23 protein-coding genes and 1 pseudogene are annotated in these 26255 nt (G+C 66.5%); 9 read left to right on the forward strand and 15 right to left on the reverse strand.

Going from position 1 to position 26255, the window contains the following annotated elements; all coding sequences use genetic code 11:
- Positions 1 to 67: 67 nt before the first annotated feature.
- Positions 68 to 1009: an IS481 family transposase gene (locus CSW63_RS21460; protein ID WP_062094136.1), complete on the forward strand. Its 942-nt coding sequence runs from the start codon at positions 68 to 70 to the stop codon at positions 1007 to 1009.
- Between the two features lie 6 nt (positions 1010 to 1015).
- Here the strand turns inward: CSW63_RS21460 and CSW63_RS21465 are convergent.
- Together CSW63_RS21465 and pgi are read right to left on the reverse strand one after the other, a co-directional pair.
- A pseudogene (locus tag CSW63_RS21465) lies at positions 1016 to 1765 on the reverse strand (alpha/beta fold hydrolase); the annotation flags it as partial.
- A 20-nt stretch (positions 1766 to 1785) separates the two neighbouring features.
- Positions 1786 to 3405, reverse strand: coding sequence for a glucose-6-phosphate isomerase (gene pgi / locus CSW63_RS21470; protein WP_062096538.1), 1620 nt, complete (start codon positions 3403 to 3405; stop codon positions 1786 to 1788).
- 104 nt (positions 3406 to 3509) lie between these two features.
- On the opposite strand from pgi, the gene CSW63_RS21475 reads away from it, so the two are divergent.
- Complete coding sequence (locus CSW63_RS21475; protein ID WP_062096541.1) at positions 3510 to 4004, forward strand: hypothetical protein; 495 nt, start codon at positions 3510 to 3512, stop codon at positions 4002 to 4004.
- 12 nt (positions 4005 to 4016) lie between these two features.
- Here CSW63_RS21475 and CSW63_RS21480 read toward each other — a convergent pair whose 3' ends face one another.
- Positions 4017 to 4622, reverse strand: a complete 606-nt coding sequence (locus CSW63_RS21480) for a thioredoxin family protein (RefSeq protein WP_062096542.1) — start codon at positions 4620 to 4622, stop codon at positions 4017 to 4019.
- 164 nt (positions 4623 to 4786) lie between these two features.
- Between CSW63_RS21480 and CSW63_RS21490 the strand changes: the two genes are divergently transcribed.
- The gene (locus CSW63_RS21490; protein ID WP_062096544.1) at positions 4787 to 5518 is read left to right on the forward strand and encodes a DUF1353 domain-containing protein; all 732 of its coding nucleotides are present in this window, start codon (positions 4787 to 4789) and stop codon (positions 5516 to 5518) included.
- A 6-nt stretch (positions 5519 to 5524) separates the two neighbouring features.
- Here the strand turns inward: CSW63_RS21490 and CSW63_RS21495 are convergent, their stop codons facing one another.
- Positions 5525 to 7681 (reverse strand): protein-disulfide reductase DsbD, encoded by a 2157-nt coding sequence (locus CSW63_RS21495; protein WP_062096546.1) that lies wholly within the window; start codon positions 7679 to 7681, stop codon positions 5525 to 5527.
- 113 nt (positions 7682 to 7794) lie between these two features.
- Here CSW63_RS21495 and CSW63_RS21500 point away from each other — a divergent pair, with 113 nt between their 5' ends.
- A complete protein-coding gene (locus CSW63_RS21500; protein ID WP_062096574.1) occupies positions 7795 to 8187 on the forward strand; it encodes a hypothetical protein in 393 nt (130 codons plus the stop codon).
- Between the two features lie 65 nt (positions 8188 to 8252).
- On the opposite strand, the gene CSW63_RS21505 is transcribed toward CSW63_RS21500, so the two are convergent.
- The 6 genes from CSW63_RS21505 to CSW63_RS21530 all read right to left on the reverse strand — a co-directional run bounded on the left by CSW63_RS21505 (position 8253) and on the right by CSW63_RS21530 (position 16532).
- Positions 8253 to 9041: a SapC family protein gene (locus tag CSW63_RS21505; protein ID WP_062096547.1), complete on the reverse strand. Its 789-nt coding sequence runs from the start codon at positions 9039 to 9041 to the stop codon at positions 8253 to 8255.
- A gap of 199 nt (positions 9042 to 9240) precedes the next feature.
- Complete coding sequence (locus tag CSW63_RS21510; protein WP_099502998.1) at positions 9241 to 11277, reverse strand: TonB-dependent receptor; 2037 nt, start codon at positions 11275 to 11277, stop codon at positions 9241 to 9243.
- Between the two features lie 234 nt (positions 11278 to 11511).
- Entirely contained in the window at positions 11512 to 12039 is a 528-nt protein-coding gene (locus CSW63_RS21515; RefSeq protein WP_062096551.1) for a GNAT family N-acetyltransferase, read from the reverse strand.
- On the reverse strand, positions 12036 to 12914 hold the full coding sequence (gene aguB / locus CSW63_RS21520) for an N-carbamoylputrescine amidase (protein WP_062096553.1): 879 nt from the start codon (positions 12912 to 12914) through the stop codon (positions 12036 to 12038). Before aguB ends, CSW63_RS21515 begins: the two co-directional genes overlap by 4 nt.
- Positions 12914 to 13921 carry an agmatine deiminase family protein gene (locus CSW63_RS21525; RefSeq protein ID WP_062096555.1) on the reverse strand — a complete coding sequence of 336 codons (1008 nt, stop codon included), beginning with the start codon at positions 13919 to 13921 and terminating at the stop codon, positions 12914 to 12916. The genes aguB and CSW63_RS21525 overlap by 1 nt, the downstream gene beginning before the upstream one ends.
- A 163-nt stretch (positions 13922 to 14084) precedes the next feature.
- A complete protein-coding gene (locus tag CSW63_RS21530; RefSeq protein ID WP_062096576.1) occupies positions 14085 to 16532 on the reverse strand; it encodes a TonB-dependent receptor in 2448 nt (815 codons plus the stop codon).
- A 187-nt stretch (positions 16533 to 16719) separates the two neighbouring features.
- On the opposite strand from CSW63_RS21530, the gene CSW63_RS21535 reads away from it, so the two are divergent.
- Both CSW63_RS21535 and CSW63_RS21540 read left to right on the forward strand, forming a co-directional pair.
- The gene (locus tag CSW63_RS21535) at positions 16720 to 18297 is read left to right on the forward strand and encodes a glycosyltransferase family 39 protein (protein WP_099502996.1); all 1578 of its coding nucleotides are present in this window, start codon (positions 16720 to 16722) and stop codon (positions 18295 to 18297) included.
- Between the two features lie 81 nt (positions 18298 to 18378).
- Positions 18379 to 19368: a DJ-1/PfpI family protein gene (locus tag CSW63_RS21540; protein WP_062096559.1), complete on the forward strand. Its 990-nt coding sequence runs from the start codon at positions 18379 to 18381 to the stop codon at positions 19366 to 19368.
- Here the strand turns inward: CSW63_RS21540 and CSW63_RS21545 are convergent, their stop codons facing one another.
- The gene (locus CSW63_RS21545; protein WP_062096561.1) at positions 19369 to 20010 is read right to left on the reverse strand and encodes a 3-oxoacid CoA-transferase subunit B; all 642 of its coding nucleotides are present in this window, start codon (positions 20008 to 20010) and stop codon (positions 19369 to 19371) included.
- Complete coding sequence (locus CSW63_RS21550) at positions 20010 to 20720, reverse strand: CoA transferase subunit A (RefSeq protein WP_062096563.1); 711 nt, start codon at positions 20718 to 20720, stop codon at positions 20010 to 20012. Before CSW63_RS21550 ends, CSW63_RS21545 begins: the two co-directional genes overlap by 1 nt.
- Between CSW63_RS21550 and CSW63_RS23955 the strand changes: the two genes are divergently transcribed.
- From CSW63_RS23955 to CSW63_RS21560, 3 genes are read left to right on the forward strand one after another with little or no spacing between them, the layout of a single operon-like run.
- Entirely contained in the window at positions 20623 to 20829 is a 207-nt protein-coding gene (locus tag CSW63_RS23955) for a hypothetical protein (protein WP_231737489.1), read from the forward strand. The two genes, CSW63_RS21550 and CSW63_RS23955, sit on opposite strands and share 98 nt — an antisense overlap.
- Positions 20829 to 21410 carry an NAD(P)H-dependent oxidoreductase gene (locus tag CSW63_RS21555; protein ID WP_099502994.1) on the forward strand — a complete coding sequence of 194 codons (582 nt, stop codon included), beginning with the start codon at positions 20829 to 20831 and terminating at the stop codon, positions 21408 to 21410. Before CSW63_RS23955 ends, CSW63_RS21555 begins: the two co-directional genes overlap by 1 nt.
- A 3-nt stretch (positions 21411 to 21413) precedes the next feature.
- A complete protein-coding gene (locus CSW63_RS21560) occupies positions 21414 to 23315 on the forward strand; it encodes a monovalent cation:proton antiporter-2 (CPA2) family protein (RefSeq protein ID WP_099502992.1) in 1902 nt (633 codons plus the stop codon).
- 3 nt (positions 23316 to 23318) lie between these two features.
- Here the strand turns inward: CSW63_RS21560 and CSW63_RS21565 are convergent, their stop codons facing one another.
- The 3 genes from CSW63_RS21565 to CSW63_RS21575 all read right to left on the reverse strand — a co-directional run bounded on the left by CSW63_RS21565 (position 23319) and on the right by CSW63_RS21575 (position 26235).
- Entirely contained in the window at positions 23319 to 24323 is a 1005-nt protein-coding gene (locus CSW63_RS21565; protein ID WP_082749520.1) for a sterol desaturase family protein, read from the reverse strand.
- Between the two features lie 57 nt (positions 24324 to 24380).
- Positions 24381 to 25436: a fatty acid desaturase gene (locus CSW63_RS21570; protein ID WP_062096509.1), complete on the reverse strand. Its 1056-nt coding sequence runs from the start codon at positions 25434 to 25436 to the stop codon at positions 24381 to 24383.
- A 118-nt stretch (positions 25437 to 25554) separates the two neighbouring features.
- Positions 25555 to 26235, reverse strand: a complete 681-nt coding sequence (locus tag CSW63_RS21575) for an OmpA family protein (RefSeq protein ID WP_062096500.1) — start codon at positions 26233 to 26235, stop codon at positions 25555 to 25557.
- Positions 26236 to 26255: the final 20 nt, after the last annotated feature.

Genomic DNA, 26255 nt, shown 5'->3' on the forward strand with positions numbered 1-26255 from the left:
CACCCGGAGGCGGGCTTGAACGAAGCTGGGGTTGCGACACTCCACTTCCATGGCCGGGAGCCCCCGGATGAACATCCATCAGAATGCCCGCCTGACGCCGCTTGGTCGAGCGGCGATGATTTCACGGATCGAGGTTGAAGGCTGGTCGGTGGCTAGGGCCGCCGAAGCCTTCGGAATTTCACGCCAGACGGTCGGTAAGTGGCTGCAACGGCATCGGCGGGGCGGCGAGCGAAGGCTTCACGACCGCAGCTCGGCGCCCCGCCGATGTCCGCGCAGGACGTCCGCGGAGATCGTCGACCAAGTTCAGACCCTGCGCCGCCAGCGGATGACAGGGCCGGCCATCGCCCGCAACCTGAGCCTGGCCCGCTCGACTGTGGGGCTGATCTTGCGCCGGCTGGGCCTGGGCAAGCTATCGGCCCTGGAGCCCAGGCCGCCGATCGTCCGATATGAGCGCGCCGCGCCTGGCGAGATGATCCACCTCGACATCAAGAAGCTGGGCCGGTTCACCGTCGAGGGCCATCGCGTCACCGGCGACCGGCGGGCGGGACGTTCCAAGAAAGCCGGCTGGGATTTCCTGCACGTCTGCGTCGATGACGCCTCGCGCTTGGCCTACACCGAGATCCTGCCCTCCGAAGGCCAGCACGATACGACCGCCTTCCTCGAACGCGCCCTGGCCTGGCTGAGCCGCCACGGCGTCGCCGTCCAGCGGGTGATGACCGACAACGGTTCGGCCTATCGCTCCAAGCTCTTCGCCCAGGCCCTGCGGATCGCCGGCGCCAGGCACGTGCGCACCAAGCCCTACACGCCCAGGACCAATGGCAAGGCCGAGCGCTTCATCCAGACGAGCCTGCGCGAGTGGGCCTATGGCAGGCCCTATGCCTGCTCGGAGGAACGATCCAACGCCATCAAACCCTGGACCGACGCCTACAACCTAACCCGACCACACTCTGGCATCGGCGGCCTCACCCCCTGGCAGCGTGTAAACAACCTTCTTGGAAACGACACCTAGCGCTGTCAAAAAGCTGCTGACTTCGGAGACGAACCAGTCGCGGGCGTCGCGATGGACATAGTGGCCGCCCTTCGGGGCGGCGACCAGCCGCGCAGCCGGCCAACGCTGGACCAGCTTGGCCTGCTGCGAGAGCCATAGCCCATCGAAACCGCCCTGCCCGGTGTTGGCGCGGGTCAGGATCAAGGTAGGCGTCGCCCCGCCGGCCGCCTCGGCTTCCTGACGCTCGGTTAGGCTCAGCGCCTCGATCTCGCGGCGACCGCCCGGCGGGAACGCGTATTTGAGCAGCGGCGGGAATTCGCATCCGCGCTTGATTTTCACCTTGCAGGCGTCGGTAAAGCCGGTCGGCCGTGTCTCCTCCAGCACGAGCCCCGCGACTTCTCTCGGATTGCGGGCGGCGAAGTGGGCCGCGAACACGCCCCCCAGAGAGTGCCCCAGCAGCACCGGCCTTTGGATATTCAGCGCGGCGAGCAACCCCTTGAGCTCAGCCTCCGCCCGCACCGCATCGTGAACGCCAGGATCATCGGCGCTGCCGCCGTAACCCGCGCGGTCATAGGCGATGACGCGCAAGCCTTGGGCCAGGCGCGGGCCGACACCGTCAAAGGTCTCCGCGCCGTCGCCAAGACCGCTCACCATCACCAGCGTCCGGTCGCCGGCGCCCCATTCGCGGTAGGCGACCTTGCGACCATCGACCATCACCTCGCCGGCATTCGCCCACGAGGCGGCCAGCAGAACAGCCGCGGCGACGCCGCCGATCATGGGGGTTCGCACGGCGGCGCCTATCGCTTCAGTCGCTGGATTAACGCCGTCGTCGACGGGTCATGCTCACCCGCCGCGCCGTTCTCCAGTTCCGGCAAGATCCGATTGGCCATCACCTTGCCCAGCTCGACGCCCCACTGGTCGAACGAGTTGATCCCCCAGATCACGCCCTCGACGAAGGTCTTGTGCTCATAGAGGGCGATCAGCGCCCCGAACGCCTGGGGGGTCAGGCGGTCCAGGAGCACCAGGGTCGAGGGCCGGTTCCCGGCGAAGGTGCGCTGCGGGGCCAGGGTGACGATCTCGGCCTCGGACACGCCCTTGGCGGTCAGCTCAGCCACGACGTCCTCCGTGCTCCGCCCGACCATGAAGGCTTCGGCCTGGGCCAAGAGGTTGGAAAGCAGCTTTTCGTGCATGCCGGCCGGACCTTCGTCCGACTGGGCGACGCCGATCAGCTCCATCGGCGTGATGTCCGTCCCCTGGTGCATGCACTGGAAATAGGCGTGCTGGACGTTGGTGCCCTCATCGCCGAACACCACCGTGGCCGTGCCGCGCTGGGCCGGCCTGCCGTCGGGACCAACCGACTTGCCGTTGCTCTCCATCTCCAACTGCTGGAGGAAAGCGGCTAGGCGGCGCAGGCGGTGCGAGTACGGCACGACTGAGCGGGCCCGGCGGTCCAGGCCGTTGCGGTTGAAGATCTGGGCCAGAGCCACCAGCACCGGCGCGTTCTTGTCGAGCGGGGCCGTGCGGAAGTGCTCGTCCATGGCCGCGCCGCCGTCGAGGAAGCCCTGGAACGCGTCCCAGCCCGCCGCGACGGCCACCGACAGGCTGACCGAAGACCAAAGCGAATAGCGGCCGCCGACCCAATCCCAGAAGCCGAACACCCGCTCGTCGGGCACGCCGAAGGCGGCGGTCTTGTCCAGCGCGGTCGAGATGGCGGCCAGGTGCTGATTAGCCCCCTGCTCGCCCAAGGCCGCCACCAGCCATGCGCGCGCGGCTCCGGCGTTGGCCATGGTTTCCTGGGTCGTGAAGGTCTTGGAGACCACCATGACCAGGGTCTCCTCCGGGTCCATGTCGGCGGTCGTCAAGGCGAACTCGGCGCCGTCGACATTGGCCACGAAGCGCAGGTCGATCGACGGCTTGACCGGACGTAGGGCGTCCCACAGCAGGCGCGGACCGAGGTCCGAACCGCCGATGCCGATGTGGAGGATAGCCTTGAACGGCTTGCCGGTCGCGCCCTTGATCACCCCCGAACGCACCGCCTCGGCGAAAGCCTTCATCCGCTGACGGACAGCCTCGACCTCGGCGATGACCGGCTGGCCCAGCGCCTTGATGTCGGCGTTGGCCGGGGCGCGCAGGGCCGTGTGCAGCACCGCGCGGCTCTCGGACGAATTGATGGCCTCGCCGCCGTACATGCGGGCCCGAGCGCCTTCGACATCGGCCGCATGCGCCAGATCCAGCGCAGCTTCCAGGCCCGCCTCATCCCAAGCCTGCTTAGAAAGATCCAGGTGCAAGCCCGCGACGTCCAAAGTCAGCGCCTCGAGGCGCCCAGGCTCGGCGTCGAAAAACTCGACGATACGCTTGTCGCCGGCGGCCTTGGCGGCGGCTTCCAGGCGGGTCCAGGCGGCGTCGAGATCGGCCATGTCGTCCTCACGGTTTTGGTAAATCGGCGTTTACGAAACCGGGCTTATCAAACAGGCGCCGCCACGTCATGGCAGACCAATGACGTTTTTTGCGGGAGCTCCTCATGTCTTGTGACGCCGTCGCCTTTTCCGCCATGCTCTGGATGGCGTCGTTCAACCCAGGGCAAGGCGCCGGCCCGACCCTGGCGGTTATGCAAGCGCCCGCAGCGCCGGCGTCCGTTGCGGGCGAGCCGTTGTTCATCGACATCGTCAAACGCGCCCGCCAACTGAAGGCCCAGACCGAGGCCTATCGCGCGCAGTTGGCCAAGGCTGACCCGACCGGTCCCGCCTCGACGCTCAAAGCCTTCGACGCGTTCTCCGGAAAAATCCGTGATTTGGCCGCGCTCGACATGAAGGGCCACGTCACCCTGAGGGAACGCGGGGCGGTCGACGACCTCAAGTGCATCCTGCGCGGCATCAGCCAGGACCTGCCCGAGAAACTCGCCGCCGTCCGCGCCGCCACGACGCTCAAAGCTCAGGACCTCGCGCTACGCGACATGGTCTATCTGCTGAACGACAACGTCGAAGTGATCACCGCGCCGCCCCGACCAGCCGCTTAGAATCCTCTGGGTTTAAACGTCCTTGTACTTCACCGAGCAACCGTAGGGCGCGACGAAGGGCGTGGCGACCTTGCGCCCAGCCTTCACGTCGGCGAGAGCCGCCGCGACGAGGTTCTTGGCGCCCTGGATATCCTCGACCTTGCTGGTCGGCTTGTCGTCGATCGCGCCCTCGTAGACCACCGCGCCCATCCTATCGATGACGAACATGTGCGGCGTCGTCTTGGCCTTGTAGAGCGTGGCGACCTTGTTGTCTGCGTCGAGCAGAAGAGCCGTGGGCTTGGCGCCCTTGGCGTTCATCCAGCTCTTGGCGGCCGCGCCGTCGGCGAAGTGCCCCTGCTTGCCCGGCGCCGACGAGGCGATGGTCAGCCACACGACGCCGTCGGCGCGCGCGGCCTGCTGCAGGCCTTGCATGTTCCCCGAATAGTGCTTGCGGACATAAGGGCAGCCCTCGTTGGTCCATTCCAAGACCACGGTCTTGCCGCGAAACTCCGAAAGTGACCGGGCCTTTCCATCGGCGTCGATCGCCGTGAAGTCGGGCGCGGGTCGCGCGTGGGCGATGGCGGGAACAAGGGCGGTCAGCGGCAGGGCGGCGGCCACCAGGCGGCGTGTGATCGGCATGTCGGGTCTCCAGCGGCGAACACTGTGGATCAAACTCTCACAGACCCGAGATATGCGGAAGATTCGCAGTCGCAATGTTGTGGGGGTCGAAACTTCGCCACACGGACTTGATCCGTAGGCCCTTGCCACTCAGAAGAAGTCTCCCTCCCGTCCGCAGTACACTGATGTCCCGTTCGAGAACCGCCCTTGCCCTGATCGGCGCCGCTCTTCTAGCGAACGCCTGTGCGACGCAGACCAGCACGACCGTGTTCGTGCCCGTGGTCGCCCCGACGCCGCCGAGCTCGCTGACGCCGCAGCCGATCATGCTGTTCAACCAGACCAAGGACGGCCGCAAGCTGTTCACCCTGGATGCGGAGTTCCCCTATTGCGACGTCGAGACCGGCAAGGTGATCGTGGTGCCGCGTTGGTACGTCACCGACTTCGCCAGTGTGCCTTGGTACGGCCAAGCCTTCATCGACCCGCAGGGCCCGACGGCCCGCGCCGCGATCGTCCACGACTGGCTCTACACGCTGGGCGAGCCCGGCAAGCGCGAGGAGGCCGACCAGATCTTCCTGCGGGCGATGCTGCGGTACGGTGTCCCGCCTTTCCAGGCCAACCTCGCCTATCAGGCGGTGCGCCTGGGCGGTGAGAAGGGCTACGGCCTGCCGACTGACTGGCGCTTCGTCGATCCCAAGCGCCAGGACCTGGTGCAGCCGCCCCCGTTCGCCAAGCCGCGTTCGGGCATGGTGCGCTATTTCCCCAAGTGCCAGGGCTTTAGCGCCCTGATCCAGACAGGCTGGCGCGCCTATCCCATCAAGACCGCACCCCTGACCGTGCCGCCACCGGTGGTTGTGACCAAGACGCCGCTGGACCAGGTCAAGGCCAAGCTGCCGTTCGGAAACGACAAAAAGAAGTAGCGCGGCCTAAGCCCCCGCCTTCTCGATCGCCTCGATCACCATGCCCTCGGTCAACAGCTGTGGCAGGATGACCGGCGCGCCGCCGTTCTTCGGATAGACGACATAAAGCGGCACGCCGACGCGGTTGAACTCCGCCAGCGCCTTGGCGATGACCGGATCGCGGTTGGTCCAGTCAGCCTTCAGCAGTATGGCATTCTGAGCCTTGAACGCCTCGGCGACCTTGGCTCCGGAGAGCGCGACCTTCTCGTTGACTTGGCAGGTCACGCACCAGGCGGCGGTGAAGTCCACGAAGATGGGACGCCCTTCGGCCTGCAGGGCCTTCACCCGCTCGGGCGACCAGGCCTCGGCCGTCAGGCCAGGGCCGCCGGCCGCCGGGACCTCGGCGGCGGCGGCCGCAGCAGGCGGCTTGGCCGCCACCGCCGCAGCGCCTGCAAGAGCCAAGGCCAGAACAATCGCCAGAACGCCGGCGCCGCTCGTCAGCGCCCAACCCCGGCCGGCGGCGCGCCGCGCCTGCGACAGACCGTAAAGCCAGGCGCCGAAAGCCGCCAGGATACCCGCGACCAGCACTTGCCCGAGCGCAATCGGCCCCGCCTGCTGGGCGAACACCCAGACCAGCCACAGCGCTGCGCCATACATCGGGAAGGCCAGCCCTTTCTTCAGCACCTCCATCCAGGCGCCGGGGCGCGGCAGCAGCTTCAGGGCGCCGGGGATGAAGGTGACGGCCACGAACGGCGCGGCGAAGCCCAGGGCCAGAGCCAAGAAGACGCCCAGGGCGATCACCGGCGGCTGGGTGAGCGCATAGCCGAGCGCGCCGGCCATGAACGGCGCCGTGCAGGGCGCGGCGACGACGACCGCGAGCGCGCCCGTGAAGAAGGCGCCAGAAACGCCGCCCCGCGCCGAAGCGCCCGCCCCGACACCCTGTACGGACGTTCCGATCTCGAAAACGCCCGACATGTTCAGGGCGACCAGCAGCATCAGCAACGCCAAGCCCGCGATCACCAGCGGCGATTGCAGCTGGAAGCCCCAGCCCACCGCCGCGCCGCCCGCACGCACCGCCAAGAGCGCGCCGGCCAGGGCCAGGAAGGTGGCCACGACGCCCAGCAGGAAGGCCAAGCCCTGCAGCCGGGCCTTGGGCGCTTCGTGCGCATGGCCCGCCAGGCTGGCCGCCTTCATCGACAGCACCGGGAAGACGCAGGGCATCAGGTTGAGGATCAGCCCGCCCAGGAAGGCGAACAGCAGCGCGCTGGCAAGGCCGGTCGTCGTCTGACTGGTCGACGCAGCGTCTGCGGGCGGTGCGCCCAGACCGGAGGCCTGCGGCGGCGGATCGCCGGCGACGGCCGTCACCTCCCACGCCCCCGCCTTGGTCGCCAACACGCCGGCAAGCTCGCTCGGGGGTGTTCCGCCGCCGACAAAGTCATAGCCCGGCTTCAGCGTCAGGGTCAGGCCCTCGGGGCCGCGCTCGATCGTCTGCTCCGCAGCGTGTTCAATGACCTTGGGTGAGTACGGAAAAAAGTAGGCGCCGGCCATGTCCGCGCCCTTCAGGAGGCCGCCGGTCACGGCCAGTTTCAGGGTCTGCCCCTCAAGCTTGAAAACCGCCTTGAGACCGGCCGGCTTGGGAGCGTCAGCCAGCACCTTGCCGATCACCGCGCCCCATTTGGGATCGGGCTTTGGCGCGTCGGCGACGACCGGCAGCAGCAGCGAAAGCTTGGCCTCCTCGGGAATGCACACCTGCTCGCACACGAGGTAGAAGACGTCGGCGGTGAGGCTGAGCGTCGTGCCGGGCTTGGCGTCAGCGGCCGCCGTGATCGGCACCGGGATCAGGACCTCGCCCTCATAGGCGTAGTCGAGCAAAGGACCGAGCCGGGTTTTCTTCGGAGTCGGCCACACCATCTCCCCGGCGCTCCAGCCCTCCGGCAGGGTCCAGGTGATCTTGGTCGGCTCGCCGGCGTCGCCGGGGTTGCGCCAGTAGGTGTGCCACCCCGGCACGATCTTCTGGCGGAGCGCGACGTAGATCGTGCCCCCGGGCGCGATACCCGCCTCCTGGGCGACCAGTTCGGACTCGATATGGCCCGAGTTGACGACCGGACCCGCCAGGGCTTGGCCGCCCAAAAGCGCCGCGAGCAACACGGCTTGCAGGGCGAGGACGACTTTCTTCAGAAACATGCGCTGGCCCGGACACGGAAAAGAGCTGAGCGGTACACATGGACCGCCGGCCGGCTCTCGACAATGGCCAAGGCCCAACAGACAGTCAGGCGAGGAATCATCTGGAGACGCTGATGCCCGCCGCGTTCGACGATATCGAGATCGGCCAGGTCGTGACGCTGGGCACGCGCGCGGTCGACGCCAAGGCTCTGGAAGCCTTCACCGCCGCGTTCGCCCCCGGCTGGCCGGTCGAGAACGGCGCGCCTGACGCCATGATCTTTGCGATATGGACGCGACTGGAGTCCGAGGCGAGCGCCGGGTGGCCCCAGACCAAGCGGCTGGGCGTCGACGCCCTGCGCTGGATGCGCAATCCGCCCGTCGGCGAGTTGCTCCGCGGCCGCATGACCATCATGGGCAAGGATCCGGTCGGCGAGGGCAAGGGGATCGTCATCGCCCAGCATGACATCCTCGACGAGGCCGGGCGGCTGGTCTTTTCCTGCCTGACCCGCAGCATCTTCGCGCGCTGATCGTCACAAAGAAAAAGGGCGGCGAGTCTGGCTCGCCGCCCTTCCTTCTCGGTCGAAGCAAAACCTTAGTTCAGGTTCGCGGCCTCGGCCTGCTTCATCATGGTCTTGTTGATCAGGCGATCCCAACCCAGCAGCGAAACGAGGTGGGCGTAGATCTGACCCAGAGCGCCGTTTTCCTGCAACTCCTTCAGCTTCTTGGCCGGCAGGGCGTTCAGCTTCTCTTCCGAAACGCCGAAGTACTCGGCGACCGTGACCGGCTCGCCGGCCGGAGCGCCGGCCTCGTCGGTCGGCTGGAAGGTGGCCTTCTTCAGCTCGAACAGGTCGTTGTCCTTCAGGATCTGAACGAACGTGTCGGTGCGGCGGCGCTCCACTTCGAAGTCGTCGCAGAACTTGATGCAGTTCTGGGTGTATTCGGTGGGCTCGCCCTTGGCGTCAAACAGCGGGGTTTGGCCTTGCTCGCTCAGCAGGTCGCTGCCGCGGTCGATGCAGACGATCAGGCGCTCTTGCGTGTCGTCGTTCGCCAGCACGAACGGATAGCGGCGGATATAGGCCGGGATGTAGACGTTCGGCTCGATCGAGCCGTCAGCGCCGACGAACAGGTTTTCCTGCTGATTCAGACCCATCACGGCCAGCGGCACCTTGTCGTCGCCGGCGAAGATCACCGGGAAGGTCAGGGCGGCCGGACCGAATTCAGAGACCGTCAGCGGAACGGCGGTGCCGGCCGCAGCGAACGCGTAGGGCTTTTCCTTATGAACGAGCGCCAGCTTGGCGTGCTGCTCGCGGTTCAGGGGCTCGGGCGAGTTATAGAACAGGACGTTGCCGGTGATTTCGCCGGCGGACTGGGTCGTTGTCATGAAGAGCTCTACGACAGAAAATTGGCGCGGTCGCTCGAACGCCTCAAGGACGACCGCAAAGGCTCGCGGTTCTAGCCGATCCCACGCCCTGCGGCAATCTTGGCCTTGATTCGCCAACGCCGGGGCCCGGAAATCATCCAGGCCCCGGCGCGCGGTGGGGCTCGTTGGGGCTGGCGAGAAGCCCACCTTTCGGCAGGCGCTAGAAGCGCCAGGCGAAACCGGCGCGGACGGAACGGCCCGGAGCGGGCGCGAACTCCTTGAGGAACGAGGTGTGTTCGCGGATCGTCTCGTTGGTCAGGTTCCGGCCATCGACGAACAGCCGCAAGGGCGAGTCCGCGATCGGCTTGAAGGTCACCATCGCGTTCACTTGGGTGTAGCCATCCGTGGGCAACTCGAAGGTCGAGACGCGGTCTTGGCTGGCGACGCGCCGAACTTCGGCCTGAGCCTGAAGGCGGGGCGCGCTCCAGACCACACGGCCAGTCAGCGCCCAAGGGGGCACACGGGCGGGAACGCCTAGGTCGGTCGAGCCACGCACCCAGTCATAGACCCCTTCCAGCTTCAGCGCCTTGTCGCCGTCGCTCCAGGCCGTGTACGAGGCCTCGGCCTCGGCCCCGTGGAACTTGGCGTCCGTCTGGAAGTACTGGAACACGGGCAAGCCGTCCTCGACCGCACCGGTGGGCTTTTCCTCGATGAAGCCGTTGTAGCGGGCGCCCCAGAGGTGACCTTCGAGCCGCAGACGATCGCCGGTGTAGCGGTAAGTCGCGTCTAACGAGGTCACCTTCTCCGACTTCAGCCTGGCGTCGCCCACCTCATAGCCGCCCGTACCTGGGTGCGGACCATCGGCGAACAGCTCGAACTCAGTGGGGGCGCGGCCGTTGCGCGACAGCGTCAGAGCCACAAACTGCTTATCGGCGGGCTTGTAGAACAAGCCGAGCGAGCCGGAGACATTGTCGAATGAGCGCTTGGTGAAGTCGGTCTTCAGTTCGCGACTGTCGAAGCGAAGACCCGCGTCGACGCCCCAGGCGCCTTTGTCCAGGCGCTGCAGCGTGAAGATCCCGTATTCCTTGATGTCCGTAGACGGCACAAAGGCCTCGTCGCCGATCGCCTTGAAGTGACGCTCCAGCGCCTGGAAGCCCACGGCGCCCTGCCAGCCGTCACGCTCCTTCTGGACCAGTTCGACACGGCCCTCGTTGCCGTTGGAGAGGAAGCGGGTGCCTACCTCGCCGTCCTCGACCGAGACCTCGGCATGCTCGTACTTGGCGTGGCCGGCCGAGAGGCGGATCTTGGCGAACGGCCCGAGATCCACATCCTGCTCGCCGCGCAGATCATAGCGCGTCTGCTGCAGGTGTATGGAAACCGGTCCTTCGGCGTCAGGATCGATCGGCGCAAGGATCTGGAGGTAGGGCACGCCGTAGGTCATGTCGGTCTTCTTGACCGCAACACCGAAGAAGCCGCGATCGTGGACGTAGGACACGCCCGCGCCATAGGCGTCGATCTCGACGTCGGTGTTCTTGACCGTCTTGTCCGGATCGGGCGTCAGGCCGTCGCGCGCAGCCAGACGCGACGAGACCGGCGTAGTCGGAACCTTGTAATCGCTGCTTGCACGATGATCCGCGTCGATGGCGAAGACCAGCGGTCCGCGGCCAAACTTGGCCGAGCCGTTGATCGAGCGACCGTCATCGACCGACGAGAGCGAACCGGCGATGCGGCCCTCGAAGCCGTTTTCGGCCGGGCTCGACGGCACGCGGTCATCGATGATGTTGACGACCCCGCCGATACCCGAGCCGCCATAGGCCAGGGTGGACGGTCCGCGCAGCACCTCGATGCGCGAGGCTTCGCCGGGGTCGGACGCCACGGCGTGATCGGGCGACAGCGACGACGCGTCGACCTGGCCAACGCCGTTCTCCAGGATCATGACGCGCGGACCGGCGAGACCGCGGATGATCGGACGGCTCGCGCCGGGGCCATAGGCGGTCGAGCGCAGGCCCGGCTGGCCATTCAGCATGTCGCCGAGGCCCGCAGGCGGCGCCAGGTCCAGATGGTCGCGGGTGATGATGTTGACGCTGCTCGTGACCGTGTCGAGCGACACAGGATAGGGGGCGGCGGTGATCACCACCTTGGAGACCTGGGTGTCCTCTGCGCCGTCGGTCGGGGCGGCGGAGGTCTCGGCATGGGCGGCAGCAGCGGCGGCGAGCGCAACAAGGCTCGCGGCGGAAAGGACGGCGCGACGGAACATGGTTTGTCCTGGACGAATTGAACGCGAGCGTGGAAACGGCCGCTCAAAACTGTTATGAAATAACATATCTATTCGTCAATCCGCTTTTGCGGCCACCTTCCTTTGACGGACAGTTCGACGTCGCCTTGTTGCCAGGAAAACACCCATGCCCCCGCCTGGCGCTGATCGCGATCACGATCCGCCTGGTCGGCTGCTGGGTTTCTAAGCGGCGGTTAAACGATTCCGTTCACGCCCTCAGGGACGAGCGACGAAGACCACATGGGCCTTGAGCGGATGGTCCGCCGCCAAGCGTGGGTGATCGAAATCCCGGTCCGGGGCGGGGGTCATGCCGATCCGACACATCACGGCCTGTGACGCCAGGTTGGCCCGGGCGGTGAACGCGATGATCTCCGGGCGTTCTAGGACCGTGAAGCCATAGTGCAGAGCGGCCTGCGCCGCCTCGGTGGCAAAGCCGCGCCCCCAGGCGTCGGGATGCAGGCGCCAGCCGATCTCGATCTGGTCCGGCATCGCCATTTCTGGAGGAACCCACCAGACCCCAGCCATACCGATGACGCGACGATCCGCGCGGCGCTCCACCGCCCAGAAACCGAAGCCGTGCTCGGCCTGATGCGCCATTACTCGGTCGACGAAGGCGTCGCTGGCGGCGCGGTCGATCGGTCCGCCCAGCCAGTCACTGACGCGGGCGTCGCCGTTCATCGCGGCGATCGCGTCCCGATCGGCGTCGACCGCCGGGCGCAACACCAGGCGGTCGGTCTGGATCAAGCCGGACGGCCGTCGGCCAGGGCCGTATAGAACTCGGGCCGGCGGTCGCGGAAGAAGCCCCAGGCGGCGCGGTGCGTCGTCAGGAAGTCGAGGTCGAAGGTCGCGCTGACCAGGCCCTCGTCAGCGCGGCCCAGTTCCGACACCAGGTCGCCGCGATGGTCGGCCACGAAGGACGAGCCATAGAAGGTCTGACCGCCGTTTGGATAGCCGTCCCACGGCTCGAAGCCGATGCGGTTGGCGCCGATCACCGGGATGACGTTGCTGACCGCATGACCCTGCATCGCCCGCCGCCAGGGCAGGGCCGTATCGAGGCTGGCGTCATGCGGCTCGCTGCCGATGGCGGTCGGATAGAACAGGGCCTCGGCGCCCATCAGGGCCATGGCGCGGGCGCACTCCGGGTACCACTGGTCCCAGCAGATGCCGACGCCGATGCGGCCAAAGCGGGTGTCCCAGACCTTGAAGCCGGTGTCGCCGGGGCGGAAGTAATACTTCTCCATATAGCCCGGGCCGTCCGGAATATGGCTTTTGCGATAGACGCCCATTAGCGAACCATCGGCGTCGGCCATGACAAGGCTGTTGAAATAGTGGGGTCCCTCGCGCTCGAAGATCGAGATCGGGATCACGACGCCCAGTTCGCCGGCCAGGGGCGCGATGGCCTTGACCACCGGATGCTCGCGCCACGGGTGGGCCTCGGCGAACCAGCGCTCTTCCTGGGCGACGCAGAAATACGGCCCTTGGAACAGTTCCGACGGCAGGATGACCTGCGCGCCTTTCGACGCCGCTTCGCGGATGAAGCCTTCCGTCTTCTTGATATTGGCCTGCAGATCCATGCCGTACGAGGTCTGGATCGCGGCGACGCTGAGCGTGCGGGCCATCAGGCTGTCTCCGGCTCTTGCTGGCTGATGCAGTGGAACGAACCGCCGCCCGTCAGGATGGCGGTGGACGGCAGGCCGATCACCTGGCGTTCCGGGAACAGGCCCTTGATCACCTCCACGGCGAAGGCGCCGGACTCCTCGGCGTAGATCGGCACGATCACGGCCTCGTTGGCGATCAGGAAGTTCATGTGCGAGGCCGGGATCGGCTCGCCGTCCTCGTCGAGAATCTTGCCCGGGGACGGGATGCGGACCACCTGCAGCGGCGAGCCGCGACTGTCGGTCATGCCGGCCAGCATCTTGGCGGTGTCGCCATAGATATCCGCGTTCGGATCATCGAGCCCGTAACCCATCGGACAGGCCACGACACCGGGCGCCACGAAGCGGGCCAGGTTGTCGACGTGACCGTCGGTGTGGTCGTTCTTGAGCCCCTTGCCCAGCCACAGCACCTTCTTGGCGCCCAGCGCCTGGGTCAGGGCGGCATTGGCGGCGGCCTCGTCCCAACCGGCGTTACGGTTATCGTTGAGCAGGCACTGGCGTGTGGTGAGGATCGTGCCGTTGCCGTCATGGTCCAGCGCGCCGCCCTCCAGAATGAAGTCGTTGCGGACCAGAGGCGCGCCCGAGGCGGCGGCGATCTGCTCGGCGACGATGTCGTCGCCCTCGAGGCTGTACTTGCCGCCCCAGCCATTGAACTTGAAGCCCGCAGCGACGGCCTTGCCGGCGTCGTCGATGAAGATCGGGCCGGTGTCGCGCAACCAGATGTCCCCGAACTGGCCCCGGACGATCTCGACGGCGGTGTCGGACAGCAGCGCGCGGGCGGCGGCCTCGGCCTCGTCGCCGACCACCATCAGGCGCACGCGCTCGGCGCCCGGCCCGGCCAGGGCGCGCGCAAGGTCGGCGACCTCTTGCTGAGCTTGCTCCAGATCCTCCTGCCAAAGCTCGGCGTGGCTGGGGAAACCCACCCACATGGCGCGGTGCGAAGCCCATTCGGCGGGAACGGTCACGGTCATTCGAAGGCCCAAGGAAGACGGTCGGGAGGAACGAAGGGGGCGCAGATGGCCCCTCACGACGCCGGGGTCAAGCGGCGCCTCATTAGCAAACCAATACGACAAAGAAAAAGGGCGGCCCAGACGGGCCGCCCTTCTCTTTGAGGATCGGCGAAGCCGACGCCGCTTAGAAGCGGGTCGTGATGCTGGCCTGAACCGTGCGCGGGAAGCCCACGGCGTAGGTCGGCGCGGAGCCGTTCTGCACGCCCGTGATGGTCACGGCGTTGTTCCGGCTGCTGATGCTGCCGAAGTAGTCCTCGTCGAACAGGTTCTTCACGTTCACTTGGACGTAGGTCTTCTCGGCGAACGGCAGGTCGTAGCGGACGCTGACGTTCGTGATCGTGTAGGCCGGCGTCTTTTCGTCGTTGACGTCGGTCGACCAACGCTCGCCGGTGTACTTCAGGTCCATCGACAGGCGCAGGGCCTCGGTGATGTTCCAGTCGAAGCCGCCGCCGAAGGTGTATTCCGGCGTTTCCACGATGAACTTGCCCTTGGTCGGAAGGACCCGGCCGTTGAGCGGGATGTCTGACTTCAGCTCGCTGTGGTTGTACGAGAACGAGCCGAAGACGCTGAGATACTCTTCCAGGCGCCACGACGCGTTGGCGTCCAGGCCGTAGCCCTTGGCGTCGCCGACGTTGCGGTCGACGAAGATGCCGAGGCTGTCGTCATAGGCGCTGACGATGCGGTTCTGGAACTTGTTGGTCCACAGAGCCACTTGAGCGACCACGTCCGGCGTCTGATAGCGGTAGCCGACGTCGAAGGCCTGGGTCGTTTCGGGTTGAACGCCCGGGTTCGTCACAGTGCCGTCGGCCAGACGCTTCACGGTGTAGAGGCTGTCCGTACGCGGAGCCGAGAGCGCTTCGGCGTAGCTGACATACACGTAGTTGTTCGGAGCCAGTTCGTAGTTCAGGCCGACGTTCGGCAGAACCTTGTCGTACTTCTTTTCCGCCGTGTACGGCTTGATGTACTGCGTCGACGAACCGGCGAAGGTCACGTTACCGTTGGCGAGCGTGGCGTTCGGGGTTTCGGTGGTGCAGCGCACGTTGCTCGAACCGTCCTGCGAGTAGCAGTACTGGTTCAGCTCACGCTTGAAGTTCTTGCTGACGACGCCGGCCGACAGGCGCAGCTTGTCGTCCATGAACTTGCCTTGGTACTCGAGGGCGACCTGGTTGAGGTTGGCCAGCGAGAAACGGTCGCGACCGCGCAGGAAGCTGCCGTCGGCGCCGAACACCTTCTGACCGTTGCCATCCTTGCCACCAAACACGTTGGTGGTGGTGCCGTCGGCGTTCAGGGTGGTGTACTCGCCCGTCTGACGGTGACGGCCGAAGTCGCCGGTGTAGGCGACGCGGACGCGATGCTGGTCGTTGATGTCCCAGATCAGCGACGAGGTCAGGCCGTAGCGACGGGTGTTGGTCACCGACGGGGTGAAGAAGGCCACGGTGTCGGCGGTGTCGCCGTCACCGTTCAGATCCTTGCCCGCCGCGCTGCTCGTGCCCTTCACGCGGCCATCGGTTTCCGAGATCGTGCCGAGCTGGGGACCACCGTCGGCCAAGACGTACTGGAACGACGGGTCGAAGGTGAAGCGCAGGTTTTCGGTGATGTGGTACAGGAACTGGCCACGGATGTTGCCGGTGTTCGACGGGTTGACCTGACGACCGTAGAAGTCGAAGCAGTTGCCCGGGATGGTCGGCGCCGACTCGGTGATCGTGGCCGTCGCGGCGTTCAGCGTGCGGTTCGTGCAGGTTTCCGTGTAGTCGAGATCGCGACCAAAGGCGCGGTACTCGGCCAGAGTCAGAGCGCGGAAGTTGTTGTTGCGGTTCTCGTTGTAGTGGAACGCCAGGCTGGCGAAGTCGCCATTGCCGAGGTTCTGGTACAGACGGGCGTTGAACTGCTTCTTCTCGAGGGTGCCCGGACCCTTGAACTTGTCGTACTTCTGGTACGAGCCGGCGACCCAGGCCTTGGTGCCGAACGGACCGAATTCGCCGCTGTTCACCACGCCGAACACGCGGCGGTAATTGTTCTCGCCGATCGAACCACGCAGCATGCCGCTGAAGTCCGAGGTCGGGGTCAGGGTGGTGTAGTTGATCGTACCACCGACGGCCGAGGCGGTCGGGCTGTCGACGTCGGTCGTACCCATGTTGACCGAGGCGCGGCTGATCAGTTCGCCGTCCAGCTGTTGGTTCGAATAGATGGCGTAGTTGCCGGTGTCGTTCAGCGGGATGCCGTCGAACGTCAGCGAGATGCGGTTGCCGTCAAAGCCACGCAGGCGGACGTTACCACCCGACGAGCCGTAGGGGTCGTTGTTGGTGAACGACAGACCCGGCGTCTGGTTCAGCGTGTCCAGGATCGTCTGGCCCGCAGGTTGCTTGTCGATGTATTCTTGGTTGATCGACGACTTCGACTTCGGCGCGGTTTCGGCGATCAGACCGCTGACGGCCCGTTGACCCGAAGCGGTGACGACGACCTTGTCGACTTCCGTGGCCTGCGAGGCGGTCGACTGGGCCGAAGCGGCGCCGGCGAGCATCATGCCGCCAACCAGGGCGGTGGTCGCCAGGGCGAAATGTTTCATGTTCATCTGAAGGATCCCCTCATTCATCGACACGCTTGCGTTGGGTCGCACAGTTTCGTGCCTTTGCGGGCCGTTTATCGAAAGATTTAGAAGGTTTGGTGACGGAAAGGCCACGCCCGCCCGCAAAGTGTCACAAACGCCTCAAAACGCGGAAGAAGTGGTCAGATTTTTTTTACTTGGCTAATCAGGCGTCATGCAGACCGCGCCTGACGCTTCGCCGCCTTCGAACGAGACCCGCGCCTGGCGGCTGACGCTGCTGATGGTCGGCGGGCTGACGATCGTGCGTCTGGCGGCCTTGTTCCTGACGCCATTGGAGCTCTACCCCGACGAGGCGCAGTACTGGCTGTGGTCGCGCGAGCTGGCCTTCGGCTATTTCTCCAAGCCGCCCATGATCGCCTGGCTGATCTGGTTGACCACGACGCTGGGTGGCGACGCCGAGGCTTGGGTGCGACTCTCGGCCCCCCTCCTTCATGGCGCCACGGCGTTGGTCATCTACAGGCTCGCCCAGCGCCTCTACGGCGGATGGCCCGGACTAGCGGCTGCGGCGATCTATAGCCTGATGCCAGGCGTGGTGCTGTCTTCGGGCCTGATGGCGACCGACGCGCCGTTACTGTTTTTCCTGTCCCTGACGATCTGGGCCTACGTGGCGCTCCCGGACGCCAGCGCTGGACGTCGTGCGCCGGTCGCGGCCGGACTCGGCGCGGCGCTGGGCCTGGCGTTCCTGTCGAAATATGCAGCGATCTACGCGCTGGGCAGCATCGCCCTGCACTTTCTGGTCTCCAAGGACGCGCGGCGACGCTGGAGCCCGATGACAGCCGCCATTTTCTTGGCGGCTTTCGTCCTAGTCCTCGCGCCGAACCTCGCCTGGAACGCCAGCCACCAGTTTTCGACCGTCAAGCACACCGCCGCCAACGCCAACTGGAACGCCCAGCAACTCTTCAACTTCCGGGAACTGATCGAGTTCGTCGGCTCGCAGTTCGGCGTGTTCGGCCCCCTGCCCTTCGCCGTGCTGGCCGGCGGTGCGCTCTGGCTCGGCGTCAAGAAAAAGGTCGAGTCACCCGATCTGCTTCTGCTGTGCTTTGCGCTTCCGCCGCTGATCGTGGTGGCGGCCGAGGCGTTCGTCTCCCGCGCCAACGCCAACTGGGCTGGCGCGGCGTTCGTTGGCGGCTCGGTGCTCGTCGCCGGCTGGATGACCCGCTGGAACGCGCGCCGCTGGCTGCTCGGCGGCCTCGCTCTGCAGGCGCTGTTCGCCGCCTTCTTTGTGGTCTGCATGGTCAACCCGAAGGTCGCCGACGCCGTTGGCCTGTCGAACGGCTTCAAGCGCGTGCGGGGCTGGGATCAGACGGTCGCAGCCATCGTCGCCCGAACGCGGGAGGAGCAGGCCCTGCGAGGTCCGCTCAGCGCCGTGGCCATGGACGACCGCTTTGTCTACAACGCCGCCGCCTACTATGGCCGCGACTATTTCGGCCAGCCCGGCGCGCCGCCGCTGCGGATGTGGGTGCACGAGGCCTATGCCCAGAACCAGGCCGAAACCGAAGCCCCTCTCGACGCCGACTACGGTCGCCGCGCGCTGATCGTCAGCCTGGAAGGCGGCTACCGGCCTGAGATCGAGCAGGACTTCAAGGCGGTCTCCGGGCTGGAAATCGCGCGCGTCAGGCTGGACAAGACCCGGTCTCGGCGGATCGATCTCTTTATCGCCGAAGGCTTCGCGCCGCTGCCTCGCGACCCTGTCACCGGCCTGCCGCCTCCACCAAAGCGGAGCCAGCCTTAGGGCTGGCGGCTTTCGAGGGATCACCGTCCTTTCGCTTCGCCAGTCACCAACGATGCTTTCTCCCGTCAAAGGGAGACATCCATGCTTCGGCTTTTCGCATTTCTCTTCGTTCTGCTGGCGGCGGCTCCGGCCCTCGCCAAGCCGCTGGTCGTGATCCTCGCCGACCCACGAGGCGTCGAGACCACGGATCTGATCGCGCCATACGCGGTGCTCGCGGAGTCGGGGGCGGTCGAGGTCAAGATCGTCGCGCCCAGCCTGGCGCCCGTGCGACTGATGCCCGGCCGCGCTTGGGTGCGGCCTCAAACGACCTACGCCGATCTGCGCCGGCGTCCGGATGTGATTGTCGTTCCGTTCCTGATGCCGCCCTATGATCCGGCCCGCGACGCGTGGCTGCGCGAGCAGGCCCGGGCCGGCTCCCGGATCGTCTCGATCTGCGCAGGCGCGGAAACTCTGGCGCGGGCGGGGCTCTTGGATGGCCGGACCGCGACCACCCACTGGTACGAAATGAACCGTCTGGCCAAGGCTTTTCCCAAGGTCCGGTGGCGTCGTGACCAACGCTGGATCGTCGACGGCGCGGTGACCACGACGGCCGGCGTCACCGCCTCGATCCCGGCCAGCCTGGCGCTGCTCCGCGACCTGGCCGGCGAAGACGTCATGCGAACCACGGCGGCGCGACTGAACCTGCCCCTGCCGGTCCAGCCCCACAACGGGGCGGCCTTCCGGGTGAACCGTGACGCGGCGCTGTCCGGACTATCGGGTTGGATGAACGCCTGGCGCGCGGAGAAGGTCTCGATCCGGATCGCCGACGGCTTTGATGATCTGGCCTTCGCCACGGCCCTCGACGCCTGGTCACGAACCAACCGTTCCGAAGCGTTCGCCAGTCGGGACGCGACTTCGCGGCGAGGACTGACGATCATCGCGCCCGCGAAATCCCCGCGCGCCGACAGGGTCATCGATCCGCGCGACGGCGACCCGACGGCCACCCTCAACGCGATCGCCGCCGCCTATGGCAAGGCGACGGCGCGCTATGTGGCGCTCACCCTGGAGCACCCGTACTGGCTTGGTCAGTGATTAGACCGCGACCTCGAAGGCGGCCTCGGTCTTGGCCTTGACCTCGTCGACCGTGACGCCGGGCGCGAGCTCGATCAGCTTCACCGGCGTCTTGCCGCGATTGATCTCGAACACGCCCAGTTCCGTGATCAGAAGGTCGACGACCCCGGCGCCAGTCAGGGGCAGCGTGCACTGCTTGAGCAGCTTGGGCGCGCCCGACTTCTCGCAATGGTCCATGACCACCACCACGCGCTTGACGCCGGCCACCAGGTCCATGGCCCCGCCCATGCCCTTGACCATCTTGCCGGGCACCATCCAGTTGGCGAGGTCGCCGTTCTCCGCCACCTGCATGCCGCCCAGGATCGACAGGGCGATGTGGCCGCCGCGGATCATCGCGAAGCTGTCGGCCGAGGAGAAGTAGGAGCTGGAGTCCAGCTCGGTGATCGTCTGCTTGCCGGCGTTGATCAGATCGGCGTCCTCTTCGCCCTCATAGGGGAAGGGGCCCATGCCCAGCATGCCGTTCTCGCTCTGCAGCGTCACATGCATGCCTTCCGGGATGTAGTTGGCCACCAGCGTCGGGATGCCGATGCCGAGGTTCACGTAGAAGCCGTCCTGCAGCTCCTTGGCGGCGCGGGCCGCCATTTCATCGCGCGTCCAGGCCATTACGCTTGTTCCTTCTGGCGAGTGGTCACGCGCTCGATACGCTTCTCGAACTTCGCGCCCTTGACGACATGGTCGACATAGATGCCGGGCGTATGGATGGCGTCCTTGTCGAGCTCGCCGATCGCGACCAGTTCCTCGACCTCGACGACGGTCTTCTTACCGGCCGTGGCCATCATGGGATTGAAGTTCCGAGCGGTCTTTCGATAGATCAGGTTGCCTTCGGCGTCAGCCTTCCAGGCCTTCACGATCGACAGGTCGGCGGTCAGGCCGCGCTCCATCACATACATCTCGCCGTCGAATTCGCGGGTTTCCTTGCCCTCGGCCACCAGAGTGCCGTAGCCGGTCCGCGTGAAGAAGGCGGGAATGCCCGCGCCGCCGGCGCGGATGCGCTCGGCCAGGGTGCCCTGCGGATTGAACTCCAGCTCGAGCTCGCCCGAGAGGTAGAGCTGTTCGAACAGCTTGTTCTCGCCGACATAGGACGAGACCATCTTCTTGATCTGGCGGTTCTCCAGCAGGATCCCCAGGCCAAAGCCGTCGACGCCGCAGTTGTTGGAGATGACCGTGAGGTCCTTGGTTCCCGCCTCGCGGATCGCCGCGATCAGGTTCTCCGGAATGCCGCAGAGGCCGAACCCGCCGGCCATGATGGTCATGCCGTCGAACAAAAGCCCGGCAAGGGCTTCGACGGCGTCCTTCTTCACCTTGTCGACCATGGTGTCTCCCTGTTCCCAGACTTATACGTCTGGCGCTGGGCCCAGCGTGTCGCCCGAGCTGCGAATAAATTCAACCCTTGATGAATTATTTTCCCGAAGGGCTGCTTGATGACCGACGCTAGCACCGGCGCCGTGACGCCCGCCACCTCCGGAGTGCTGCTGGTGCTGGCGCACCCGGCGCTTGAACGGTCTCGCGCCAATCGCGCCCTGGCCAAGGCGGCGAAGGGCCACGCCGGCGTCACCTTCAAGGATCTGTACGAAACCTATCCCGACTTCGTGATCGATATCGAAGCCGAGCAGGCGGCGCTGAGGGCTCATCAGGTCGTGGCCTTGCAGTTCCCGCTCTATTGGTATTCCACCCCCGCGTTGCTGAAGGAGTGGCTGGATCTCGTCTGGCTGCACGGCTTCGCCTACGGCGAGGGCGGCGAGGCGCTTCGGGGCAAGACGCTCTTCATCGCCTGCACCACGGGCGCCAGCGCCAAGGCCTATCATGCGCATGGCTACAACCGCTTCTCCATGGACGAGTTCCTGCGCCCGCTGGAGCAGACCGCCCATCTGTGCGGCATGGTCTGGGAGACGCCGTTCGTCGTGCACGGCGCCTCGGTCAAGGACGATGCGGCCCTGAAGGCCGAGGCCGAGCGCTACCGAGCGCGGGTGGCTTCGCTGCTGCCGACGAAGACGGAGGCCTGAGCTATGGAAAACATCCTAACCCAGACTCTCGTCTATCTGGGCGCCGCCGTCGTCTCGGTGCCGATCGCCAAGCGGCTCGGGCTCGGATCGGTGCTGGGCTACCTGATCGCCGGCGTGGTGATCGGCCCCTTCGCCCTGTCGCTGGTCGGCGATCAAGCCGACGTGATGAAGTTCGCCGAGTTTGGCGTCGTGATCCTTCTGTTCCTGATCGGCCTCGAGGTTCAACCCTCCATGCTGTGGGACATGCGCAAGGCGATTTTCGGCCTCGGCGGCGCACAGGTGGTCGGCACGGCCCTGGCCATCGCGGCCGCGGCGCTGGCCCTGGGCCTGCCCTGGCAGACGGCGCTGGCCGTGGGGTTGGTGCTGGCCATGTCCTCCACCGCCATCGTCCTCCAGACCCTGGACGAAAAGGGCTTGCGGCAAGGACCGGTCGGGCGCGCGGCCTTCGGCGTTCTGCTGTTGCAAGACCTGGCCGTCATTCCGCTGTTCGCCCTCCTGCCCCTGCTGGCCATCGGCGCGCCGCAACACGCGGCGGAGGCCGGCGGCCATGGCGCCAGCCTTGTCTCTCACCTGCCGGTCTGGGCTCAGACCCTTTCGGTGCTCGCCGCCGTCGCGGCCGTGGTCGGCGGCGGCCGCTATCTGGTGCGGCCGCTGTTCCGGTTCATCGCCAAGGCTCGCCTGCGCGAGATCTTCACCGCCTCGGCCCTGCTGATCGTCGTCGCGGTGGCCAGCCTGATGCAGACGGTGGGCCTTTCGCCGGCGCTGGGCGCCTTCCTGGCGGGCGTGGTGCTGGCCGAAAGCGAGTTCCGCCGCGAATTGGAAACCGACATCGAGCCGTTTCGGGGTCTGCTGCTGGGCCTCTTCTTCATGACCGTCGGCGCGGGCGTGGACCTGCCTCTGGTCGCTCACCAGCCTCTGACCTTGGCGGGCCTTGTCATCGGCCTGATGCTGCTGAAGTTCTTGGTCATGTACGGCATCGCCAGGCTGTTCGGCGCGCCCAAGCGCGGCGCCCTGGCTGTCGCCACCGCTCTGGCCCAGGGCGGTGAGTTCGCCTTCGTGCTGCTGACCTTCACCGTCGGCGCGGGCGTGATCGGCGCGGAACTGGCCGCGTTGCTGACTGCCGCCATCGCGGTCTCGATGGCCCTGACGCCGGTGGCCATGATCCTCTACGAGCGGGTGGCGGCCTTGATGGACGCGGCGATCCCCGACGTGACCCCCGACACCGGCGAGTTCGACGAAGGCGAGCCCGACATCATCATCGCCGGATTTGGCCGGTTCGGGCAGGTCACCGGCCGCCTGCTCGCGGCGAACGGTTTCAAGTCGACGGTCCTGGACAGCGATATCGAGCAGATCGAGTTGCTGCGCCGTTTCGGTCGCCGCGTACACTATGGCGACGCCACGCGGCTGGACCTGCTGCGCCAGGCGGGCGCAGACCGCGCGCGGATGCTGATCGTCGCGCTCGACGACCGGGAAAAGACCGTCGAACTGGTCGAGACCGCCCGCAAGGCGTTTCCCAACCTGACCATCCTGGCCCGCGCCTGGGACCGTCGCCACGCCTACGACCTTCTGTCGAACGGGGCCGACGCGGTGGAGCGCGAGACCTTCGAAGCCGCCCTGGCGCTCGGCTCGACCGCGTTGCAGAAATTGGGCTTCCGGGCCCATCGCGCCCATCGCGCCGCCGCCTTCTTCCGCCGCCATGATCGCCGGATGTTCGAGGAGCTGCGCCCGATGTGGGGCCAGGAGGAGGCCTATATCCTGGCCTCGCGCGACGCGGCCCAGACTATGGATCGGCTGCTCAACGCCGACCTTCACCGCATGCGCCCAGGCGACGGGGGCGGTGCCTGGGACACCGCGAGCCTGGACGAGGAACTGCGCGAACGGGCGCAACGCGAAGGGGCCGACTGAGCCCTACTCTGCGTGTAGCGGAACCGGGCTTCGAGCCGGCTCGCCTTTGAAGGCTTCGACGAAGGGCGTCGCAAACCCGCCGGTCAGGCTGTGCGGATCGCTCGCCACGGCGCCGAAGGTCAGCGATGCGGGTCGCTGGTCGGGTACGTGCAAGGTGCCGAACATCCGGTCCCACACCGCCAGGCAACTCCCCAGGTTCTTGCCGAAATGGGCGGGATCGGCCGAGTGGTGAATCTGGTGGTGGGCGGGGCTGAGAAGCCATTTCCCGAACGGTTTGAACGTCATCCAGGCGTGCGAGTGCTGCAGGTGGATCAGGCTCATCGCGAACACCAGGAAGATGGCGTTCTGTCCGAAGATCAGCGGCTGATGCCAAGCCGGTCCAAAGATCCACGCGAGAACGCCGCCGGTCCCGCCGGTCGCCAGCGCCGCGATGTTGGCGAACTTCAGGCTCTCGACGGGATGGACGCGATACACTGTGAGCGGCGTCAGGACCTCGGCGGTGTGGTGGACCTTGTGGAAGGCCCACAGGACCTTGACCTTGTGGCTCAGCCAATGATCCAGCCAGTAACCCAACTCATAGGCGAGGAAACCGGCGAGCGTTCCTACCCCAGCCACGACGGGCCACGGGGTGGCTGCGAGAGGGGCGTCGCCCAGGCTCGCCGCCAGCCAGACCGACAGCGCCTCGGCGATCACCTGCCCCGACAACAGCGCTCCGCCCAACAGCAGACCCGCGCACCAGATGTTGAACACGAAGAACACCAGATCCAGACGACTGGACGCGGTCAGCCAGATCTTCCGGGGAAACAGCGCACGCGCCAGCAGGCGCACCGGTGTCCGACGGCCACGTGCGCGACGCGTTGAGATCACGTGACCGGCCGCGATCAGCAGCGCGCAGGTCAAGGACAGCAGAGAGAAGGTCGAGCCCAGGGGCAAAAGGGTGTCGAGCAGGGGCGCGGCCAGCCGATGGCCGGCGGCGGTAAAGTCGAACCCTGGCTCGGCGATGGTCACGCCCGGCGGCCTCCGTGTGATACGGAACCGTCCTAGCGCAGACGCCTCAACCGGCGCTTAATGCGCGGGCTGCTTCCCCGCTTGAGCGCTCTTCTGGCGAACGCGTCGGAAGAGATCTCCCAGCGCCTGAAACAGCCCCGGCTCGGACGCCCGATTATAAAGCGAGTGCGGCCCGAGCGCCTCGGTCAGCCGGGCGTGAGCCTGGGCCATGTTGTGGTAGGGAAGACGGGGGAGAAGGTGGTGCAACGCGTGGTAACGCAGGCCCACCGGCGCCCACAGCTCGGAGGCCAGGTTCGGCGGCGGCACATTCACCGAGTCGAGAAACTGCTCCTCAAGCGTCATCTTGCCCCCGTCGTTGTCCCAATGGTGGGCCACGAGGGTGCGCGCCTGGTTCAGCAAGGTGGCCAGGGCGAAGATGGCCAAGCCCGTCAGTACGGCGCGCACGGGAATAACGCCCGTGACCGTGGCCGCGATCACCGCCCAGGACCAAAGCCAACAGGCCACGTCCTGAACGACCCATTCCTTGCGCCAGCGGCTGAGGTCTTCGCGGGCGAAATCGGGGTTGATGATCAGGGCCGAGAGTTTGGTCTTCAGATAGCGCCGCAGCGGCGGAACAACGAACGACAGCGGAACCAGAACCGCCGAGCGCAGAACCACGCCCAACGGGGCCAGGAGGGCGACGAACAGAAAACCGGCCAGCTTCAGCGGCGTGAAGTGCGACAGGGGCAGGTATTCCGGATCCAGCTTGGTCCCGAAACGGTCCTTGATGTGGTGGATATTGTGGACGCCCTCGTACATCAGCGACGGGGTCATCAGCGGAACGCCGACCAAGGCGTTCCAGGCGGCCCGGAACCCCGGCGCCTCGTCATCGCGAATATGCGTCAGTTCGTGGATGAAGCTGAGCGCCCGGTAAAGCGCCAGCATGCTGACGAGGCCGGCCAGCAGCGCGAACACGGCATTCGGGGTGGTGGCGGCCAGGAAGAGGCCGCCCCACATGGCGCCGACCGACACCAGCAGATCGGTCCAGTAGATGGCCGCGTTGGGCGTCATCAGGTCTTCGGTCAGGCCCATGGCCTGCTTCGTCAGACTGATGTCGCTCGTCGTCTTCGCCACTTCGCCCTCGCGCCGCTCTGCCTGGGACGACGAATTGGCGACGGCGCACGAGAAATGCAACACCTTGATGCCCCTAAGGGCGAGCCGCCAAGCCGGCGTCTCGCCCCGGGGGCAGGTCTTAGGTCAACGGGCGCAGGATGATCTCGACCCGGCGGTTCTGGGCGCGACCCTCGGCGGTGGCATTGTCCGCGACCGGGGCGCGCTCGCCCATGCCCGCCACATAGACGCGATCGGTCAGGACGCGTCCCGGGCCCGTCAGGTAGCCGGCGACGGCGCTGGCGCGGCGCTCGGACAGGGTCTGGTTATAGTCGTCCGGGCCGCTGGAGTCGGCGTGACCCACCACGTCGATCGTGGTCTGGGGATAGGCGTTCAGCGTCCGCGCCACGTCGTCGAGCACGCGCATGAACTGGGGCTGCACGTCCGAGCGGTCGACGGCGAAGGTCACATCGCTGGGCATGACCAGCACGATCTGGTCGCCGTTACGACGGATCATCACGCCCGAGCCTTCCAGGCTGCGGCGGAAGTCGGCCTGCTGGCGGTCCATGTAGTTACCGATCGCGCCGCCGGCCAAGGCGCCGATGCCCGCGCCGATCAGGGCGTTCTTGCGGCCTTGTTCGCCCTTGTTGGTGTTGGTCAGATAACCCAGCACTGCGCCGACGCCAGCACCGGTCAGTGCGCCCGTACCGGTGTTATTCCGAACCGGCATGCCCGTGTAGGGATCGGTGGTGGTGCAGGCGGCCAGGGCGCCGGCGCTCATCAGCACCAGAGCCAGCGTCGTCTTGCGGGCGAATTTCGGCATGGTCGCAACCCTCGCTTCTT

The organism is Caulobacter sp. FWC26, assembly GCF_002742645.2.
GTDB lineage: Bacteria > Pseudomonadota > Alphaproteobacteria > Caulobacterales > Caulobacteraceae > Caulobacter.